The organism is Paenibacillus sp. WC2504 (assembly GCF_052682475.1).
Genome location: NZ_JBQZFH010000001.1, coordinates 2,937,365 through 2,955,895, shown reverse-complemented (window position 1 = coordinate 2,955,895; position 18,531 = coordinate 2,937,365). Strand labels below are relative to the sequence as shown.

The window sequence follows — 18,531 nt, the reverse complement described above, 5'->3', positions numbered from 1 at the left end:
ACCTCTTTTGGATTAATACGAAACACGATCTGCACGCAGCGCTTTGAACTGCAGGACCGTCAAAATAGACAACAAAATAAGGAACAAAACAGAACCGGCAGAAGCCATGCCAAACGAATAGTTAGCAAAAGCCGTGTGATAAATGTAAGTGGTCAAAATTTCGGTCGCATAATTGGGGCCGCCGTCCGTCATCGTAAAGATTAAATCGAAAGCTTTAAACGACTGAATCGTCGTATAAGCAACAACGATCGTCGCTGACGGAGCCAAAAGCGGCCAGGTAACTTTGCGGAACACTTGCCACCTGGTGCCCCCATCCATTTTCGCCGCCTCATACAACTCTTCCGGGATCGCGTGCAGGCCAGCAATAAATACGATCATCATTTGTCCGGCGTGCGCCCAGACTTGAACACCGGCTATGGCGTAGAGCGCGATTTTAACGCCGCCAATCCAATTTTGGCCCCATGCCCCAAGCCCTGTTTGGTGGAGCAATGTGTTGATTAGTCCGAGTGAAGGATCGTACATAAACGACCAAATCAACCCCACCGCCACCGACGAGAGGATGGTCGGGAAAAAGTAAAGCGCGCGCAGGAGCACGTGAATTTTACTATTTTTTACGAGCAGCATGGCCAGTGCCAAGGACACCAATGTTTGCGCGATTACAACCGTCAGCATGAATTTCGTATTGTTCCAGAGCGCTTTCTGGAAGACGATGTTATGCAGCGTTTTGGCGTAATTGTTCAGTCCGACAAGCTGATAGGACGGCGATACGCCGTCCCAATCTGTAAATGAGTAAAACAATCCGGTTAATGTCGGCCCTACGAATAAGAACAAGTACAGCAGCGTTCCCGGCAGAAGGAACAGCCATAACACACGGCGATTATGAGTCATCTTATTTAACTAGATGCTGATCGATAATAGCCTGCGCTTCTTTCGCAGCATCCTGAGGCGATTTACCGCTGAGCACAGCCTGAATCGAATTCGTTACCGCCTTCTGATTATCAGCATTCGTGATGCTGAAGCGCGGCTGGAAGAGTGTTTTCTTTCCTGCCCACTCTGTCGCTACCTGAAGCTCAGGCGATGAGTACTGAACGTCTTTGACCGTTACATTTTGCCCCGTCTCATTCGCATACGTGCCCGCAATCTCCTTGCGGCTCAAAAATTCAATAAATTTCTTAGCCTCAGCCGGATGCTTGGATTTGCTATTTACGGCTAGCATAAACGTACTTGTGTGGACACCTTCGAATTTCGCCTGGTCAGCAGCAACCGTGATCGGAGCGAGCAGTTTTTGCTCCAGATTCGGATTTTGCTTTTTATTTTGCGCTAATTGATAGGATCCGCTGGCCAGAATGGCTGCTTTTTCCTGGATAAAAAGAGCCCCTGCTGCCGCGTCTTTTGTGCCCAGCGCATCAGGCTGAAGATAACCTTTATCGTTAAGCTCCTTGAATTGCGTTAAGGTTTTGACCCAGAACTCGTCGGTTAATTTCGCTTGACCCGCTTCAACTTTGGTGAAAATATCGGTGCTTGGTTCATTGTTCATCACCATCGTATTCATAAATTGCCCAGGGCCAATATCCGCGCCTGCAAAAGCAATTGGAATGATGCCGTTCTTTTTCAGCGTTTCGCATAAAGCCAGAAAGCCTTCCCAATCCTTGGGCGGAGTCAGATTAAACTTTTGGAACAGTTTGACGTTATAAATCGGATCGTTGTAAACCAGCTGGTAGGGCACCGCCACTTGTTTACCGTCTTTTTTGCCTACTTGAATGAGGGTATCATTAAAATTGCTAAGAAATTTTTCTGAAGATAAATCCGTGAAAATGCCTGCCTTGGATAACGCTTCGAACTGCGCGCCAGGGAAAGACGTGAACACATCACCTACAGAACCGTCCGCCAGCTTGGCTTGTGCAGTGGATTGGTACTGCTCCGACGGCATCGTTTGCATCTCAACCTTAATGGTCGGATTCTCGGCTTGGAATTTGGTAATAATGCCGTTCAGGGAGTTCACGTCTTCTCCACGCCAATGCAAGAAGCTAATGGTTACAGGTTTGCCTGAAGCAGCAGCGGTCGCGCTAGCTCCGGTAGATGCGCCTGGTGTTGATGCGGTGTCGGTAGCCGATCCGCATGCTGCCGTAAGGATGGACAGCAATGTGACCGTTGCAACGAGGAACCCGCTCTTTTTTTTATGTTTTTTCATGGAAAGACCTCCTGATTGATTGTTTCGATACGATGTTGCTAGATTTATGCGTTGGATGGCACTCCGGCCTCTTGCAGCTTCAATTGCCATTTTTCACGGAATAACGGCAGTGCGGCTTGACCAAATGTTTCTGCCTCTTCCAGATGAGGATACCCGGAAAGGATGAACGAAGAGATGCCTAATTCGGCGTATTCAACCAATCGATCCGCGACCTGATCGGCTGTACCTACCAGGAGGATTGCACCGCCGGAGCGAACAAGGGATAAACCCGTCCACAAGTTGGGTCCTACGACGAATTGTTGGTCCTTGGAAAGCTCTCTTAAATCGTTCTGACGCTGCTGATTGGTCGCATCTGTTTTGGCAAACGCTTCTTGCGCTTTCGCAATCGCTTCTGGCGATACCTTGGAGATGCTCTCCCAAGCTGCTGCCCAAGCCTCTTCTTCCGTTTCACGAACGAGCACTTGCGCTCTCAGTCCGTAACGAAGAGGACGGTCCACTCCTGTTTCTGCCGTATACTCGGCCCGAACTGTTTCGATCTCACTGATCTGTTCACGAATCCAATCATGCGGCTCTCCCCACATGAGATAGGTGTCAGCAGTCTCAACAGCCAATCGCTTGGCAGCAGGCGAGCTTCCTCCCAGGTAAAAAGGCGGATGCGGCTTTTGAACCGTTAACGGGGAAGAAACGGGACGATTGAATTGATAATACTTCCCTTGGTAAAGCTGGCTTTCTTTCGCCTTTTCATTCTTCGATGCATCCGCAAACTCCGAAGCCGCGAGGACATCCGTTTGCGTCCAAGCTTGCTGCATCACTTCTACATACTCTCTAGCCCGCTCGTATCTTTCATCATGGGCATGTGCTAATGGATCCCCTAATTCTTCCAAATCCTGCACGGACGAGCCGGTTACGACGTTAATCATAGCCCGCCCTCCGGAAAGCACATCCAATGCCGCTCCCATCCGCGCTGCCAGTACAGGGGCGACCAGTCCGGGACGTACGGCAACTAACGGCCGCAAAGTCGTCGTGTGGCTCATCACCGCAGAGCCCACCACCCAAGCGTCCAAGCAAGCTCCTCCGGTTGGAATCAGGACAAATTCAAATCCGGATCGTTCTGCCGTTTGGGCAACATCGATTAAATAATCTAACGTAGCTTCTCGCTCCGGGGCTACCCCAACATACTTACCATCACCGGATGTCGGCAAAAACCAACCAAACTCAATCTCTTTATGAAGTGTCATCTCAGGCTCTCCTGTCGACTTGATGTTATTTTTATTTTTGTTATTTCCAGTTGTCTGGTCAAAATCCTACAAAAAAGGTAGGAATAGAATGTATTTGTATCATAACAACGAACCACGGCCGGGGTCAATGTCATTTCGTGTTATTTTCAACTTGTCAATTTGTGGTTTTTGGTCTTATGATGGAGTTGTCATTCTGCTTGCTTCATGAAAATCCATTGTACTGGGCATGTGAAAAAGAGGTGTGGTTGATGAGGAAGAATATGCGTGAAGATCAACATGAGTATTTGGAGATTTACTATTTTACCCCTTCCGAATTTGAAAAAGCAGGCAATGTGTGGCCCATCCGCATCGGCCATAATATTGCAAAATCCAATTATCATATCGGGCCCAGGACAACGCCTTATTATTATTTGATTTTCGTACTGGAAGGCCAAGGGACATTTTATCAAAACAATCTGACCTTCTCATTGGGCAAAGGAGATATGTTTTGCTTATTTCCACAGGTGACGCATGAGTATGTGACTGTCGCGAGCCATCCGCTGCATAAAATCTTCGTGGCTTTTGACGGGAAGCAGTCGCTTCATTTGTTGGAACGAATCGGGCTGAGCCCTCACTCGCCTCATCTCTCGGGCGCAGCAACTGAGCAAGCTCTGAGTCTAATGTGGGACTTCATAAGCGCAGTCAGCGAAGGAGAACGCCAAGCAACGGATCTGTCAAGGCTGAATCATCTATATCGTGTTTTTGATTCATTATCCGGCATGCACAAGCCCGCAGCCAATCACGAAAATCGTGCCGTTACCTGGCTGCAAATGGGCCTCTCCTATATGCAAATCCACTACGCCGAAGGAATCACGGTACAGCGAGTATCGGATCATGTTGGCGTGGAAAGAACGCATTTTACCAAACAATTCGGCAAAACGTACGGGGTTCCCCCGATGGAGTACCTCCAAAGTTTGAAAATGAATGAAGCCAAGCTGCTTTTGGAGCAAACAGCGTATACGCTTTCCGAAATTGCCAATTCCGTTGGCTATCCTGATTTATTCAGCTTTTCAAAAGCGTTTAAGAAGCATATCGGGATGCCCCCAACCCTTTATAGGCAGCAAAATAAAAGCAATTAATCATTTTTACATGAAATAAGCCAAGAATTGACAATATCTATCAATTTACACCTCTACCAAAAATCTGCGTTTGATGATAGTTTAAGATATACATCAAAGTGAGGGAGAGATCAGAATGAGAACCATTTATGAGAATTACCGAGGCTTTAAGATTAGTAAAGAAGAAAGCACCTATAATGCTATCTCTTCGGACCATGTTATTTTTAGCCGCTGGCAGCTGAGTCAGGTCCTGGACACGGTCGATCAATATGTGGATATTACTGATCCCACTACTTCAACGAATAGCGAGTTTGGTTTACCGCAAAACTAAACTTAAACATAGCCTCATGTCATGCGAAAGAACCTAGTGATACTTTTATACCGCTAGGTTCTTTTGATTATTAAATTCCAGAAAACCTCGCGTTAATTTCCGCTTAGTTTTCAGTCAGAGGGAACTGGAGTCCGCTATTCTCGTGAAAATCGAGCTATTTCCTCCCGAGCGGAACTACAGGTCCTTATTTCGCATCCATGCCACGTTTTCCGGGTGAAAATGGCCAAATAGCGGACGCTAGTTCCCATCACAGTCGGAAGCCTGCCTTTTCCGGGAAATAGAGGCCTGTAGTTCCCTCACGCGAGATGGTTGGACGACTGCATCACCTACTTCCCAAGCCTCAGGCCGGAGGCTGCTTCCATTCATTCTCGTCAAGGATCGCCGGAATCTCAATCAAGGCACGTACGCCTTGATCCTCTCTGTGGCTGTAACGCAGACCGTAGCTGCTGCCAAAATGCAGCTGAATCCGTTTCTGAACGTTAATAATGCCAAACCCGCGATTGTTTTCTTTGCCTTTTATAATCGCATTCAACATCTCGATATCCGCCTGCCGGTAACCGTTATCTTCCACGCTGATCCTCACGAGACCACCCCGCACGCGCACCGTGATCCACAGCTCCCCGTCTTGGCTCATATGCTTAATGCCGTGCAGGATGGCATTCTCAATGATTGGCTGCAGGATGACCTTCGGCACGAGATACTTTTTGGCCTCCTCCTCAATGTCCCAATGCACCTGAAAAGCGTATTCATAGCGGAACAATTGCAAGCGGACATATGCCTCCGCATGATTCATTTCCTCCATGACCGGAATCAGCAGCTTTCCTTTACTTAGCCCAATTCGCATAATAAGTGATAAGTCCTTGATCATTTCAGCAGATTCCGTCGCGCCTTCCATAAAAGTATGCCAGTACACAGACTCCAGCGTGTTGTACAGGAGATGCGGATTAATTTGCGTATGAAGAATCGATAATTCGATTTCCTTATGCTTTAACTCAAGCTCATATTGATCATAAATCGTCTGATTCAAACGGTCCGTCATCCGGATAAAATGGTTGCTGAGCAGCACGATCTCATTTTTACTCTCCGAATGCATAGAGATTGCCAGCGGCCTGCCTGGATGATAGGAATTGGTAATACGCGCCAGCCTCGAAATTGGCTTCAAGATGGATTGAATAAAGTAGATGCTGGCCAAAAATAAAATGAGGAAGTAAATAAACATAATCCAATCCACGAGACGCTGCACACTAATATGATCGATAATGATGGATTGAACCGGCACCCTCATGAGCAATTTCGTGTTCGTAGCTTCACTTGTATGAAGCACATGCATGTACTCCACACCCGCTTCCTTCAGCTTATAAACACCCTCCACTTTATCCGCAGCCGCAGGCACTGTAGAGCCGATCTGGAATTTCTCCGTGTTGGTGGCAAGCACCGTATTTTCTTGATCCAGCAGCATCACTTGCCCATCCGCATATTTTTCAAAAGGCGAAAAATCCTGCTGTAAAGGCGTCTCAATGCCCGACACGAGCAAGTAACCGATGACCGTTTCTCCGTTATAAATGCTGTTGAGCTGCCGCAAATAAGCAACGGTTTTCACGTTATTCGGATTATAGCCGAACTTATCTATGACGCGAAGAACCCCTTTCCCCTTTGCTTGACTCACCGATTTATACCAAGAGAGCGCATTCAAATCCGTGGCATAAAAGATCCCGTTGTTTAAAATATCCGAATTCGGCACGAACGAATACTGCTTATCCGTATCTGAAAAGAACATGGAATAACGAATCGCATTCGTTGAATAATTGCTCAAATATTTATCCAGCGTCTTGAAGATTTCAAATCGCTCATATTCCGATGAGGAGGGGATGCTCGCGAGCTGTTGAATCTCCTGAGAGATCATGATTTTCTCCGTCTTTTCCTCGAAATCGCTGCTTTCCCGATCCAACGTTAAGTGGCTGCCCCGTACTAATTGCAGCAAGGCATTGCCCACCTGCTCTTCTGTAATCGACTCCAGCTTTTTGGCGACAACCAGATCCAAGACCAATATCGGGATGACAACGAATAAGATGAGCAGGACGATCAGCTTTTTCATCAGATTCATATTACGCAGCATTTTCCGCATAAGGATTACCTTTCCTTTCCAGCCATTTCATCAGGTCATACTCCCGATATCCTTTGCTTTCACCTAGTTTCGCGATCCTGGAGACATTCTCCTTTAAGCAAAAGAAAACGCCACCAGAAATAGTTTCTGATGGACGTTATTCGCTTAACCTTTAACACCGGAAACTGAAATGCCGCGAATAATAAACTTTTGAAAAACGAGGAAGAACACCACCGGCGGCAGCATCGCCATCGTCAGTACCGCAAAGCGGACACTCCACGGTATCACCGATGTCGAGTAAACGACATACAGATAAATCCCGGTAGCCAGGGGATACATCCCTCTCTCCGTCATCACCAGACTAGGCCAGTAGAAATCGTTCCACGTCGCCGAAAAGGATAACATCAGAAGTGTACCGATAATGGGTGTAGATAACGGAACGGCAATCCGGATGAAGGAGCTGAATTCGGTTGCGCCATCTATCCTCGCCGCTTCCAGAATCTCTTTGTGAATGCCGTCAAAAAAGTTTTTGAGCAGCAGCATGAAATACGCATTCGCTGCAGCTGGCAGCCAGAACGCCCAGTAGGTATTCAGCATACCGAAGCTTTTCAAATTGAGTAAGTTAGGCACAACATACGTGGCTGGCGGGATCAGGAGCGTGGAAAAGAAAAACAGCGTCACCCATCGTTTAAAAGGAACTTTTAAGTGCGACAGCGCATATGCCGCTAAGCCGATCAGCAGCAGGGAAACGATCACATTGCCGACATAGATGAACACGGTATTTTTGAGAAATGTTAACAAAGGCAGATCGAATCCGGTAAAAGCATCCTTATAGTTGGTCCAAACCCAGCTCTCCGGGAAAAAGGTCGGAGGGAAAGCGAAAAATTCCTCCCGCGTTTTTAATGACCCAAAAAACGTATTGAAAAACGGGTACAGCATCGTTACACCCATCACAAGCATCAACACCACCATGATGGTGTAGCCCGTGCGTACCGTGCCTTTTTTCATATCAAATCTGGAAATAATGCCGCGTTCTTCTTGCTTCATGCCTTCTCACCTCTACGCTGCAGCAAATTGTATAACACAGACAACAGGATTAAAACAAAAAACATTAAGCTGCCCATCGCGCTTGCTTTCCCAAAATCAAGGTCCCGGAATGCCGTATGATTGAGCCACAGCAGGTACGTTAACGTAGCATTGTTCGGCCCGCCATCGGTCATGGATAACTGCGCTTGGAAACCTTGTGACGTTGTAATCACCTGAAGAAGCAGCAGAAGCAGCATCAAGGTTCGGATACTCGGCAAGGTGATGTAGCGGATTCGCTGCCACACGCTCGCCCCGTCAATCTCCGCTGCTTCGTAGATGTCCCTCGGAATTCCTACGATAGCCGCGATATAGATGAGTGTAGCCGCCCCAAAGCTTTGCCACGTTTCCAGCAGAACGATGGAACCCATAGCGAGCTTAGGGCTGAAGAATTGCAGCTGAGGAAGCCCCAAGGTTTGCAAAAAGGAGTTGATCGGACCTACTGCATCATAAAACCACTGCCACATGCCGTATAGAACAATAGCGGGAATCGCACTGGGCAAGTATCCGATAATGCGCGCTCCCCCCTGAAACCACTTTAATTCCGAGACAGCGATAGCAACGAGCGGAGGGACCCAGAAGCCGATCACGATACCCAGCGCCATATAATACAAGGTATTTTTGACAGATATCAGCAGAAGCTCATCCTGAAAAATACGAAGATAGTTTGCAAGGCCAATAAAATGATTGCCATCCACAAAATCAATATTGTAAAAGCTGTAGAAAATCCCTTTAATAATCGGCACCCACAAGAAAATAATAAACAACACAATCTCCGGGATAATGAATAACGTTCCCCACAAATACCAATTGATCTTCTTCTTAACGGTGCTAGCCGCTGCGACAGGCTGTACACTTATTTCTGCATCCATCTCCAACACTCCTTATGAAATCGGACCTAAACCGCAAAGGCAGCTTAGATCCGATTGTTCCGGTCGCTATTCGACTTTCACTTTATCAAAGACTTCCGTTTGCACTTTATTCGACGCATCTGTTAGAGCCTTTTTCAAATCTACATCTTTGGTTGTGAACACTTTTTGGATCACATTGGCCATCTCTGTGTAATACTTTTGCGCTTCATATTGTGCTTCCGGCTTGCCGTCCCAGAGGCTGAGCAGCTGCGGATCGTATTTGAAGACGTTGTCATATTTAGCTAATAAGTCCGTGTATTTCTTGCCGAAATCGGAGGAATCTTTCCAGTAGTTGATCGGCTGCGGAATGTAGACACGGTTTTTCGTTTTACGGTCCTCGATCTCTTTTTTCGTGGAGTTCAAGAAATCGTCCGTGAAGTACTCATCCGTAATCCATTTAAAAGCCACAGTCTGCTGATCTTTGTCGCTCTTTGGATTGATCACTCGGTAGTTGCCGCCGAGAACGCCCGTATGCTTGCCGCCCTTGGTCAAGGCTGGCATCGGATATACAACCATATCCTCTTTTGAAATACCGCCTTCATTAATCGCTGCATCTGCTGCATTTCCGCTTCCACACATGACCATCGCGCCGCGTCCTTGAGAGAATGCGCTTAATGCATCCCCGTAACCGAGTGCCCAGTTTTGCGGAATCAAGTTTTCATCTTTCAGCTTTTTATAAAATTCAAGCGCTTTCAAACCCGCGTCGGAATTGAATATGCCTACGACTTTGCCGCCGTCGAGCTTCTGCACATCTCCACCCGCTGCATAGAGGAAATTCGTCCAGTTCCACCCCTCTTCCGGACCTTTCCCCATAGGGATAAATCCTGCGATCCCTTTGGCCGGGTCGTTGATTTTTCTCGCAGCTGCAAGAAGGTCATCCCACGTCCAATCCATAGGCGGAAGATCGACGCCTTTCTCTTTGAACAATTTCTTGTTCAATGTAATCGTCATAACGTAGCCATCGATCGGCACCCCATACGTTTTGCCATTCACAACGAACGGTTTGGAGAGGAGATCATTCATGTCTTTCGAGTGCTCCCAGGCGTTCATGGAATCGGTAATGTCCGCTACCCATTTCTTATCAACGAGCACCTTGCCTTCCGTTGCATAGGTGGTGTATTCGGTCGGAGCACTGTTCGAAGCCATTTTGATCCCGATTTCAAGCGGATTGTACTGCCAGTCGTCTTTCTTAAATTCAACGTTCGGATTTTTCGCTTTAAAACGGGCGATCCGCTGATCCAGTTGATCGTTTTTCTCTTTTTGGTCCGGCTTGAAGCCTTGGGCGGTGATAGTCACCTTTTTGGCAGCAGGAGTTGCTGTGGAAGCGTTGGTTGCCCCTGTTGCGGCAGGGCTCGCGCTTGGCGCGTTAGTTGTTGCGGATGGTGCACCACATCCTGCCAAAAAGACCGTCAGGGCAATCGCCGTAATTGCGGATGTCTTCTTACCTCTCATCGTTGGTTCCCCTTTCAAAATCATGTTAATTACGTTTGCTGCTACAATTCCGATTATAAGGGGTACCCCGGCCGCCTAGCGATGTGCCTTGTTACGCTAATCATGTCGCATATTACGGTCCCGCCACTTTGATCTCCGAAATATTCACCCCAAAATGTTTTTTAAATATTTTACTAAAATGCTCCGGCGATTCGTACCCGATCTCCTCCGATATCTCGTATCGGCGTTTATCTGTCGTGAGAATCAGCTGCTTCCCTTTTTCCATACGCAGCTGGGTCACATAGTCCCAAATCCCCTGGCCCATCACTCTTTTAAACAAATAACTCAAGTAATTGGGGCTCAAATGCACACTGTCTGCGATGTCCTGCAGCTTCAGCCCTTTATCGCAGAAATGATGTTCAATATACGTTTTCGTCTCAAAAACAATGCGATTATTCGCCTCGTCCACTTGCGTGTTCGTTAAATTCTGCTCATTCGTCGTTTTCCCGATATCCTCTATGTAAAACATATAATGGTCTTTCTGCGTCTCTCCCCACGTCAAGCTCTCCATCGCTTCTTTGTAGATAACGGGCCACTTGATGATGCCTTCCTGAATGCGGCTGATGCCGATTTGACATTTGACATTCACATATTTTTGCAAATTCGCATGTATCATTTGAGCTACCATCAGCATCTGATTAATACTGAGCGTTCCTTGTTTCTCTTCCTCAGGGATTTGCATCAACAAAGAAAACGTGGAATTGTGCGTATTGAACACAAGGTGGCTCCACTGGCTTGCCGTCTCTTCAATAATATTCAAAGCGGCGTACTTCAGAAGACTACGGTCCTTCAGCGTTGCTATCTCCTCATCTCTAATGCCGCCCCGGTTTAAAAATAACTTGATCACCAGCATGCTGTAATGGGTGCCGGACGCACGACTCCCGAGCTTCTCCCTAATGTCGGGCACTTCGGATTCATGGACGGTTCCCGTGACAATCTCGCTCAAATAATAGTTCATTTCCAGCGTCGTAATGTCCGCCAACGTGCGGTTGCCTTCCCAATTGGAAAAATGCTGCTGTCGTTCTTCCTTCTCCTTAAGCAGCTTCGCTGTAACCGCAATCAGATGCGGCGGCGTAATCGGCTTAACCAAATATTCCTTGGCTCCGAAACGAATCGCCTTCTGCGCATATTCAAACTCGCCATGAGCGGATAAAATGACAATCGGAATCGATGGGTCTTCCATGAATATATTTTCAATTAATTCAATACCGTTCATCTTTTCCATCTGAATGTCGGTAAACACGAGATCAATTTTCTCCAAATGGATGAAATCGAGCGCCTCAAACCCGTTATATGCAATAAAAACCTCGCCAATATCCAGCTTGGATTGCTTCAAAATGGTTGCAACACCTTTACAGATCATAGGTTCATCATCGACAACTAAAATATTTACCATAGGTCACCTCGGTATTCTTTTCATGCATCCTCTTCATTTTATAGTACAACAATTGGCTTTCCTATGGTTTTTATTACGTTTATTGTGTCGGATGTAACTATGAACAACTTGCCATAAACCCATACGTTTGAGCACGGGGAGGGAATTGGATATGGGATTCCAACCGTTTCTTGAAATCGTGTTCTTTTGAATGGATGCTTATGGTTTGAACAGGATTTCAAATACTGGCGCTTCGTTTTTCCACCCCATATCCATTCCCTTTTTGTTCTACTTGGAGTTGACTGCTGCTTCTAAGTCTTCATGCTTATACACTGCTTTAGTTTCCATAAGATGAGCTCCAATGAATTGGGCATGCAGCCGTCGCGCTAGTATAACCATTACATTACATTGCTTCGCTTCACTTCACATCGAATCACCAATGCAGCACTAGCACTAGCAATCTACAATTAAACACTATTTATCCACGACACATCACTAGAACGCTGATTTCACCAGCGCTCACACTCAACCCCTCCGAAAGTCGCGCATAGCTCGCTCTTAAACTAGCATAAACAATTGAGAGGGCGATTGCTCCCCTCTAATATCTCTGCCGGCTCGGCCCAGCCGCAGATGGGAACTACAGGGCGCTATTTCTTCGGAATGCGCCTTTTTTCTAAGGAAGGGGAACTACGGTACGCTATTTCGAGGTATTTGGCGGAAAATCCGCCTAATACCTTGAAATAGAGCCCTGTAGTTCCCCTGCAACGGCTCTATCGCCGCTTTTCTGCGAAATAGCGGCTCATTGTTCCTCTAAGGTGGCTTCGAAGCCACCTTAGCTTTTCTTGAGGCTGCACACCTCAAGATGCACCATTAGAACGCTGATGCAATCAGCATTCCATGCTCTCCCCCAAACACCAAAAAACCCGCCCCCATCAAATAACGATGAGAACGGGTTTTCTGCTGCAATAAATTCACGCGGTAAGCTTCGCTTTCCAAGCCTTGAATTTCTTACCTTAATACACGTTTCCTCTTACTTGTATAAAGGACCAAAAGAGCTGCAAGCTCTGAAATCCGCACCTTCCGGATCGGACGTTCCGAAATTGCTCCAAACACGCGGACGGAAAACTTGCTCTTTGGCCACGTTATGCATGGAAACCGGAATTCTCAAAATCGCTGCTAGTGTGATCAAGTCTGCACCAATGTGGCCGTAGCTGATGGAACCATGGTTCGAACCCCAGTTATCCATAACCGAGTATACATCCGTGAATGACCCTTCACCTGTCAAAATCGGAGCAAACCAAGTTGTCGGCCACGTTGGATCCGTACGATCGTCCAATGTCTTATGAACATCTTCAGGTAGATCCACAGTGTAACCTTCGGCTAATTGCAGGACAGGTCCTAAGCCCTTCACAAGGTTGATTCGGGACATCGTTACAGGCATTCCACCTTTGGTAAGGAAGTCTGACGAGTATCCGCCCCCACGGAAATATTCGAGGGAAGCCGGGCGCCAAGATGTCGCTTTCAGACATTTGTTCATTTCTTCATCGGTAATTTCCCAATAAGGTTTCATGGCAGGCTGACCGTCACGCGACTGCTCACCTGTACCGTCGAGTGCTGCTGGACCCGAGTTGATTAAGTGGAGAATGCCGTCTTTTGCCGCACCGCTTAAAATGTGCCCTGTTACCCGTTTAACGGCATCAGGACTCCAGTATGTTCTTACATCTGCAAAAATTTGCGCCGTGTTCGTCAAAAGATTGCCGAATAGCATCGCTACCCCGTTAAGGCTGTCGTTTTCCGTAGCAACCAAATAAGGCGCACGTTTGCCATTCCAGTCAAAGGATGTGTTCAAAATCGCTTCCATAAAGTCGCCGTTCGGGAAGTGATCTGTCCAGTGACGTTGGCCTTGGAAGCCGGAAAGGATCGCGTTGTGACCAAGCGCTTCTTCTCCAAATTCAAGATCAGCCAGACGTGGATTGCCTATCATTAAGTCCCTGACAATCAAGGACATTTTCACTACGGTTTCCCAGTCTTGATCTTTTCTTTCACGTGTTGTTTGGATGGCAGCTGGATTATTATCCGGCCCTTCTGAGCAGTTCTCTTTGACCCAGTTTAGCGCCAATTGGTACTCTTCCGGATCAAAAATTTCCTCCTCTATGCGGCGAACCAGCTCCGACATATCGACATATTCGTTGCGCATGCCCAGATAGTTCTGGAATAACTCCTCGTTCACGATTGAACCCGCAATCCCCATGGAAACGGAGCCAATCGCCAAGTACGATTTGCCTTTCATGTAAGCGGCTGCAAGACCAGCCTTAGAGAAACGGATCAATTTCTCTTGAACGTCTTGAGGAATGTCCGTCGTACCGGATTCCTGCACATCTTCCCCGTAAATACCGAAGGCAGGAATCCCTTTTTGGGCGTGACCGGACAAAACTGCCGCCAAATAAACAGCGCCAGGACGCTCTGTACCGTTAAAGCCCCAAATCGCTTTCGGTGTGGAAGGATCCATATCCATCGTTTCTGTTCCGTAGCACCAACAAGGAGTAACCGTAATAGACACGCCTACACCGGATTTCGAGAACTTGTTTGCTGCAGCTGCTGCTTCCGCTACCCCGCCAATGCAAGTGTCCGCGATGACACACTCAACAGGCTCGCCATTGGGATATTTCAAAGTTTCGCTCAATAGTGCCGCTACGGCTTTAGCCATGTTCATCGTTTGTTCTTCAAGGGATTCGCGAATCCCTTTTCTTCTGCCATCAATCGCTGGTCTGATCCCGATCTTCGGGAAATCCTGGTTCCATCTGTGATTGCTGTTTGGCATTTTTTATCCTCCTCAGTAGTGGGTTATTGCGATTTAAAAGGTTCTATCACACGCCGACTTTTTAGAGTTATCGATAATTCAAATTATGAGCTAATAACACCTTTTTTCAAAATTACATTGGCGTACAGAGCTTTCTCGCTTGTTGCTACAATGGCATAGGCTTTCTTAGCTCTTTCATAAAATGCAAAGCGTTCTACGTACTCAATCTCAGGTTTCATGTGCTTTTGAATGATTTGTTCGTATACGCCCCAGATCGGCGTTTCTACTTGATCTCCAGGGACAACGGCCATTAAAGCTACCGGCTGTTCACTGTATGTATCCAGTGGGAACAACGATAAAACCGCTTCCAATAATTCCGGAACGCCATGGCCGTCGCATCGAAGCAGACGATTCGTATGACTTGCTGCCGGAAAGTTCCCATCCGCTAAAACAATTTCATCACCATGGCCCATCTCCATCAACACCTTCAATAATTCAGGTGACAAGATAGGGGGTATCCCTTTTAGCATATTCAAGACCTCCTCAAAAGTATGTGTTATCGGTAACTCAAAATTATCAACTTTAAGCCTTGCTGTCAATCTTTAATTTCTATACAATAGACAAATATATGAATGAAAAGGTGACGCTACTTGATTACAATTTATGACATCGCTGAAAAAGCCGGTGTTTCCGCCATGACCGTTTCCCGAGTTATCAATAACACGGGCCGTATCAGCGAAGCCACGCGCAAGCGTGTGAAGAAGGTTATGGAAGAACTTCACTATATTCCGAACTCGATGGCCCGCAGCCTCGTCCTTCAAAAGACGAAAATTCTGTCACTGCTCATAACAGATATTACGAACCCGTTTTATACAACACTCGCCCGCGGGGCTGAGGATGCCGCTCTTCGGGCCGGTTACCGGCTGTTGTTCGCAAATAGCGATGAGGACTACGCGAAGGAAAAAGGTTATGTCGATATGATGTTGTCTACCCGTGTGGATGGCGTCCTGTTCGCCCCTACCGGGGATCACTCGCTCGAGAATTTGCTGCAGCTGCAAAAACACAACATTCCTTTCGTTATGCTTGACCGTGAAATTCCGGGCATTGGAGCGGATCTCGTGCTTGGGGACAGCAAGGAAGGCGCAAGAAAGCTTGTAGAGCACTTGATAGAGCTCGGGCATCGCCGGATCGCCATGATTAACGGTTCCCCTGATGTCTCTACCGCTCGACTAAGATATTCAGGATATCGCGAAGCACATCTGCTCAACGGGCTCTCTGTCGAAGATTCGCTCGTGATTCATCGGAACTTTCGGGATTTTCAAGATGAATCCGCGCTTGATGCGCTGATCCATCACGAGAACCCGCCTACCGCCATTTTTGCAGCTAACAACATGCTGGCCATTGGCGCCATTCAAGCCTTGAGAAAACGCGGCCTACAGGTTCCCAGCGATCTCTCGCTCGTTTGCTTCGATGGTTTTGGCCCCACGGATGCCTTAAATCCTTTTTTGACCGTAGCTTCACAGCCGGCCTATCAATTCGGTGCACTGGGCATGCAGTTGCTCATTGAGCGCATTGAGGGCGAAGCAACGCCGGAGCATCGGAAGATGATCCTGCCTTCGGAGCTGCTCATTCGTTCATCTGCGCAAGCTTTGGGGTGAGTAAAATCGCCCTATTCTCTTACGCCGCACGCGCAGCAAAATCAACAAGTTATCAAAGGAGATCACATGAATCCAACCGTTAAACAAGCCCTGCAAACGACCATCGACAACTGGAACGCCATGTCAGCCTCGCGAAACGATGAGCAGGAAGCAGTCGCGGACCAATTCCAGTCCTCTTTTTACCTATTCATCGATGTTTTCCGTGAATGGGTCCAGGCATTGGAGCCGCGGCCGCATTCCATCGACGATCTGATGAATTTGGAGATGGTGCAGGACATCCTGGACATCCTCCCCGCACCGCTTCACCTCAACTTCGAGACAGAAGCCGAGTTGATCATGGATAATGTCCTCCGAGTTGACGAGGATAAATATGATTAAGCGCGGCATTCGTTTGAATATGGCGGCCAACGTTACTTACATTTAGCGGAACTACAAGACGCTATTCTCTGGAAAACAGGCGATTTGGCAGCGGAAACGGAACTACAGGGTTCTATTCCAGCGAAATCGCCCCATTTTATCCAAAAACCTTAAAATAGTGACCCACAGTTCCCTTACAATGGCTCAAATGGCCAATTACATCAAAATAGCGCCCTGGTGTTCCCTTATCTCGCCTATCTCCCTCATCTGCACCACGGCAAACAAAAAAAAGCTGTCTCCAAAAGGTCCCTCAGACCCATGAAGACAGCTTCATTCATGCCTATACCGTTTTATCCACAAAAGCAACTTGATTCTGCTCAGCAAATTTCTTCAATCTGCCCGCCATGGCCGCCACGTCAAAACGATTCAACGTTCTGTTGTACACCCAGCGCGGGGACTTGCCTTTCAGATGAATAACCACTTGTCCTGGCGCATACACGATCTCGTTAATGTTATCCGCGCCAAGTACCAGCTCTCTTGCAAATCCACGCTTCGATAAACTCGTCTTACTCACCTTGAGATAAGGTCTGCGAATGAAATAAACGAACAAACCAACAACCATATAGGCGCAAGTTGTATACCAATACATGGTGTCCCCACTCGTTTTAGTCAAAGTCAACAATAGAAAGACGGAAATCAGAACGAAAAACAAAGCTAACATAATGCTTCTGCCCTTAAATACTTCAGCCCGATCAGGATCTGTAGAAATTGGGGCAATCCCTCTTTTGGACCTATCCTTATTGATTTTCTTAGCATTTTTACTGACCATTCGTTCCCACTTGCGAGACATTCATTTCACTCCTTGATTTTCTGCATTCTGGACTCCCCGTTACAGCCACTGTCACTACCACTGTCATTGTCATTGTTATTTCAACAATCGATGTAATAGGCCTTCATACCATTTCCATGGCAAAAAACTTCTAGCCCAAAGCCCCATCTGCACGCCGCGACCAAGCGGATAGCGAAGTTTCGTTCCCGGCTTGTCCACCAGGCGCGCGATTGTATCTGCCACTTCCTGCGGATCGGGGGCTGTCATTGCCGCTTTCCGCGAATACGCCAGCACCTTGCTGAGCTGCTGCCAGTACGGCGATGCTTCCGTCGTATGAATAGCCTCGAAACCTTTTCGCCAAATCTCCGTGCGGTAAGCTCCCGGTTCAACCAGATGTACGCGAATGCCAAACGGCAGCATTTCCAAACGAAGGGATTCGCTAAAACCCTCGATCGCGAACTTGGATGTGCTATACGGCGCGTAACCGGGAAAGGCTGACAGCCCGCTCACACTGCTCACATTGACGATACAGCCTGATTGGTTAGCGCGCATAATCGGCAAAACGGCCTTGGTCGTGGCAATGACACCAAACACATTCGTTTCCAGTTGGGATCGCCAGGCTTCCATCGGAACTTCTTCCACATAGCCGCCAACAGCGAAGCCGGCATTGTTAATCAGCACATCGATTCGTCCATACTTCTTCATGATAGCAGAAACAGCCTCTTCAATCGATGTCTGAATCGTTACATCTAAGCGCAAAGTGTCGATAGCTGAGCTTACGCCTGCCTTTTCCGCTTGCAGCAGCAAAGAATCGCCCCTGCTCAAGTCCCGCATCGACGCGATCACATGATACCCTTTTTGAGCCAGCGTTATGGACGTTAATAAGCCGAATCCGCTGGACGCGCCTGTCACCAGTGCGATTCCACGTGTACTCCCCATCACCGCCACCGCCTCTCATCTCGCCATCACTCCCCTACATAATCCCACACAAACTTCACAATGTCGATATGTAAAAGTGATGAAGCGAGAGCAATCATTCTCATGCATGCCCATAACGCCAACTTTT

The 18,531-nt window shown here is 47.4% G+C and carries 16 protein-coding genes; 4 read left to right on the top strand and 12 right to left on the bottom strand.

The window, feature by feature from the left end:
* Positions 1-12: 12 nt before the first annotated feature.
* From ACUN27_RS12850 to ACUN27_RS12840, 3 genes are read right to left on the bottom strand one after another with little or no spacing between them, the layout of a single operon-like run.
* On the bottom strand, positions 13-888 hold the full coding sequence (locus tag ACUN27_RS12850) for a carbohydrate ABC transporter permease (RefSeq protein WP_315952372.1): 876 nt from the start codon (positions 886-888) through the stop codon (positions 13-15).
* 1 nt (position 889) lies between these two features.
* On the bottom strand, positions 890-2,191 hold the full coding sequence (locus tag ACUN27_RS12845) for an ABC transporter substrate-binding protein (protein ID WP_326059543.1): 1,302 nt from the start codon (positions 2,189-2,191) through the stop codon (positions 890-892).
* A gap of 44 nt (positions 2,192-2,235) precedes the next feature.
* Positions 2,236-3,429, bottom strand: a complete 1,194-nt coding sequence (locus ACUN27_RS12840; protein WP_326059541.1) for an LLM class flavin-dependent oxidoreductase — start codon at positions 3,427-3,429, stop codon at positions 2,236-2,238.
* 248 nt (positions 3,430-3,677) lie between these two features.
* On the opposite strand from ACUN27_RS12840, the gene ACUN27_RS12835 reads away from it, so the two are divergent.
* Together ACUN27_RS12835 and ACUN27_RS12830 are read left to right on the top strand one after the other, a co-directional pair.
* Complete coding sequence (locus ACUN27_RS12835; protein ID WP_445559010.1) at positions 3,678-4,547, top strand: AraC family transcriptional regulator; 870 nt, start codon at positions 3,678-3,680, stop codon at positions 4,545-4,547.
* Between the two features lie 115 nt (positions 4,548-4,662).
* Positions 4,663-4,857: a hypothetical protein gene (locus tag ACUN27_RS12830; RefSeq protein ID WP_157321866.1), complete on the top strand. Its 195-nt coding sequence runs from the start codon at positions 4,663-4,665 to the stop codon at positions 4,855-4,857.
* Between the two features lie 340 nt (positions 4,858-5,197).
* On the opposite strand, the gene ACUN27_RS12825 is transcribed toward ACUN27_RS12830, so the two are convergent.
* From ACUN27_RS12825 to fucU, 7 genes are all read right to left on the bottom strand, one after another.
* Entirely contained in the window at positions 5,198-6,982 is a 1,785-nt protein-coding gene (locus tag ACUN27_RS12825) for a sensor histidine kinase (protein ID WP_326059536.1), read from the bottom strand.
* A gap of 144 nt (positions 6,983-7,126) precedes the next feature.
* Positions 7,127-8,008: a carbohydrate ABC transporter permease gene (locus ACUN27_RS12820; RefSeq protein ID WP_315952380.1), complete on the bottom strand. Its 882-nt coding sequence runs from the start codon at positions 8,006-8,008 to the stop codon at positions 7,127-7,129.
* On the bottom strand, positions 8,005-8,916 hold the full coding sequence (locus ACUN27_RS12815) for a carbohydrate ABC transporter permease (RefSeq protein WP_315952381.1): 912 nt from the start codon (positions 8,914-8,916) through the stop codon (positions 8,005-8,007). Before ACUN27_RS12815 ends, ACUN27_RS12820 begins: the two co-directional genes overlap by 4 nt.
* A gap of 66 nt (positions 8,917-8,982) precedes the next feature.
* Complete coding sequence (locus tag ACUN27_RS12810; RefSeq protein ID WP_445559009.1) at positions 8,983-10,407, bottom strand: ABC transporter substrate-binding protein; 1,425 nt, start codon at positions 10,405-10,407, stop codon at positions 8,983-8,985.
* 112 nt (positions 10,408-10,519) lie between these two features.
* Positions 10,520-11,842 (bottom strand): response regulator, encoded by a 1,323-nt coding sequence (locus ACUN27_RS12805; RefSeq protein ID WP_315952385.1) that lies wholly within the window; start codon positions 11,840-11,842, stop codon positions 10,520-10,522.
* A 1,009-nt stretch (positions 11,843-12,851) separates the two neighbouring features.
* The gene (locus tag ACUN27_RS12800; protein ID WP_445559008.1) at positions 12,852-14,642 is read right to left on the bottom strand and encodes an L-fucose isomerase; all 1,791 of its coding nucleotides are present in this window, start codon (positions 14,640-14,642) and stop codon (positions 12,852-12,854) included.
* 83 nt (positions 14,643-14,725) lie between these two features.
* Positions 14,726-15,151, bottom strand: a complete 426-nt coding sequence (gene fucU, locus ACUN27_RS12795) for an L-fucose mutarotase (RefSeq protein ID WP_315952387.1) — start codon at positions 15,149-15,151, stop codon at positions 14,726-14,728.
* A gap of 120 nt (positions 15,152-15,271) precedes the next feature.
* Here fucU and ACUN27_RS12790 point away from each other — a divergent pair, with 120 nt between their 5' ends.
* Both ACUN27_RS12790 and ACUN27_RS12785 read left to right on the top strand, forming a co-directional pair.
* Positions 15,272-16,279, top strand: coding sequence for a LacI family DNA-binding transcriptional regulator (locus ACUN27_RS12790; RefSeq protein ID WP_326059527.1), 1,008 nt, complete (start codon positions 15,272-15,274; stop codon positions 16,277-16,279).
* Between the two features lie 66 nt (positions 16,280-16,345).
* On the top strand, positions 16,346-16,657 hold the full coding sequence (locus ACUN27_RS12785) for a hypothetical protein (RefSeq protein WP_315952389.1): 312 nt from the start codon (positions 16,346-16,348) through the stop codon (positions 16,655-16,657).
* A gap of 319 nt (positions 16,658-16,976) precedes the next feature.
* Here the strand turns inward: ACUN27_RS12785 and ACUN27_RS12780 are convergent, their stop codons facing one another.
* The gene (locus ACUN27_RS12780; RefSeq protein ID WP_127450038.1) at positions 16,977-17,486 is read right to left on the bottom strand and encodes a hypothetical protein; all 510 of its coding nucleotides are present in this window, start codon (positions 17,484-17,486) and stop codon (positions 16,977-16,979) included.
* 75 nt (positions 17,487-17,561) lie between these two features.
* On the bottom strand, positions 17,562-18,404 hold the full coding sequence (locus ACUN27_RS12775) for an SDR family oxidoreductase (protein ID WP_326059523.1): 843 nt from the start codon (positions 18,402-18,404) through the stop codon (positions 17,562-17,564).
* Positions 18,405-18,531 lie beyond the last annotated feature (127 nt).

What these genes read in the sequence shown, in the direction of transcription:
- ACUN27_RS12850 (WP_315952372.1), bottom strand. Translation starts at nt 888, where the DNA reads ATGACTCATAATCGCCGTGTGTTATGGCTGTTCCTTCTGCCGGGAACG.
- ACUN27_RS12845 (WP_326059543.1), bottom strand. Translation starts at nt 2,191, where the DNA reads ATGAAAAAACATAAAAAAAAGAGCGGGTTCCTCGTTGCAACGGTCACA.
- ACUN27_RS12840 (WP_326059541.1), bottom strand. Translation starts at nt 3,429, where the DNA reads ATGACACTTCATAAAGAGATTGAGTTTGGTTGGTTTTTGCCGACATCC.
- ACUN27_RS12835 (WP_445559010.1), top strand. Translation starts at nt 3,678, where the DNA reads ATGAGGAAGAATATGCGTGAAGATCAACATGAGTATTTGGAGATTTAC.
- ACUN27_RS12830 (WP_157321866.1), top strand. Translation starts at nt 4,663, where the DNA reads ATGAGAACCATTTATGAGAATTACCGAGGCTTTAAGATTAGTAAAGAA.
- ACUN27_RS12825 (WP_326059536.1), bottom strand. Translation starts at nt 6,982, where the DNA reads ATGCGGAAAATGCTGCGTAATATGAATCTGATGAAAAAGCTGATCGTC.
- ACUN27_RS12820 (WP_315952380.1), bottom strand. Translation starts at nt 8,008, where the DNA reads ATGAAGCAAGAAGAACGCGGCATTATTTCCAGATTTGATATGAAAAAA.
- ACUN27_RS12815 (WP_315952381.1), bottom strand. Translation starts at nt 8,916, where the DNA reads ATGGATGCAGAAATAAGTGTACAGCCTGTCGCAGCGGCTAGCACCGTT.
- ACUN27_RS12810 (WP_445559009.1), bottom strand. Translation starts at nt 10,407, where the DNA reads ATGAGAGGTAAGAAGACATCCGCAATTACGGCGATTGCCCTGACGGTC.
- ACUN27_RS12805 (WP_315952385.1), bottom strand. Translation starts at nt 11,842, where the DNA reads ATGGTAAATATTTTAGTTGTCGATGATGAACCTATGATCTGTAAAGGT.
- ACUN27_RS12800 (WP_445559008.1), bottom strand. Translation starts at nt 14,642, where the DNA reads ATGCCAAACAGCAATCACAGATGGAACCAGGATTTCCCGAAGATCGGG.
- fucU (WP_315952387.1), bottom strand. Translation starts at nt 15,151, where the DNA reads ATGCTAAAAGGGATACCCCCTATCTTGTCACCTGAATTATTGAAGGTG.
- ACUN27_RS12785 (WP_315952389.1), top strand. Translation starts at nt 16,346, where the DNA reads ATGAATCCAACCGTTAAACAAGCCCTGCAAACGACCATCGACAACTGG.
- ACUN27_RS12780 (WP_127450038.1), bottom strand. Translation starts at nt 17,486, where the DNA reads ATGTCTCGCAAGTGGGAACGAATGGTCAGTAAAAATGCTAAGAAAATC.
- ACUN27_RS12775 (WP_326059523.1), bottom strand. Translation starts at nt 18,404, where the DNA reads ATGGGGAGTACACGTGGAATCGCACTGGTGACAGGCGCGTCCAGCGGA.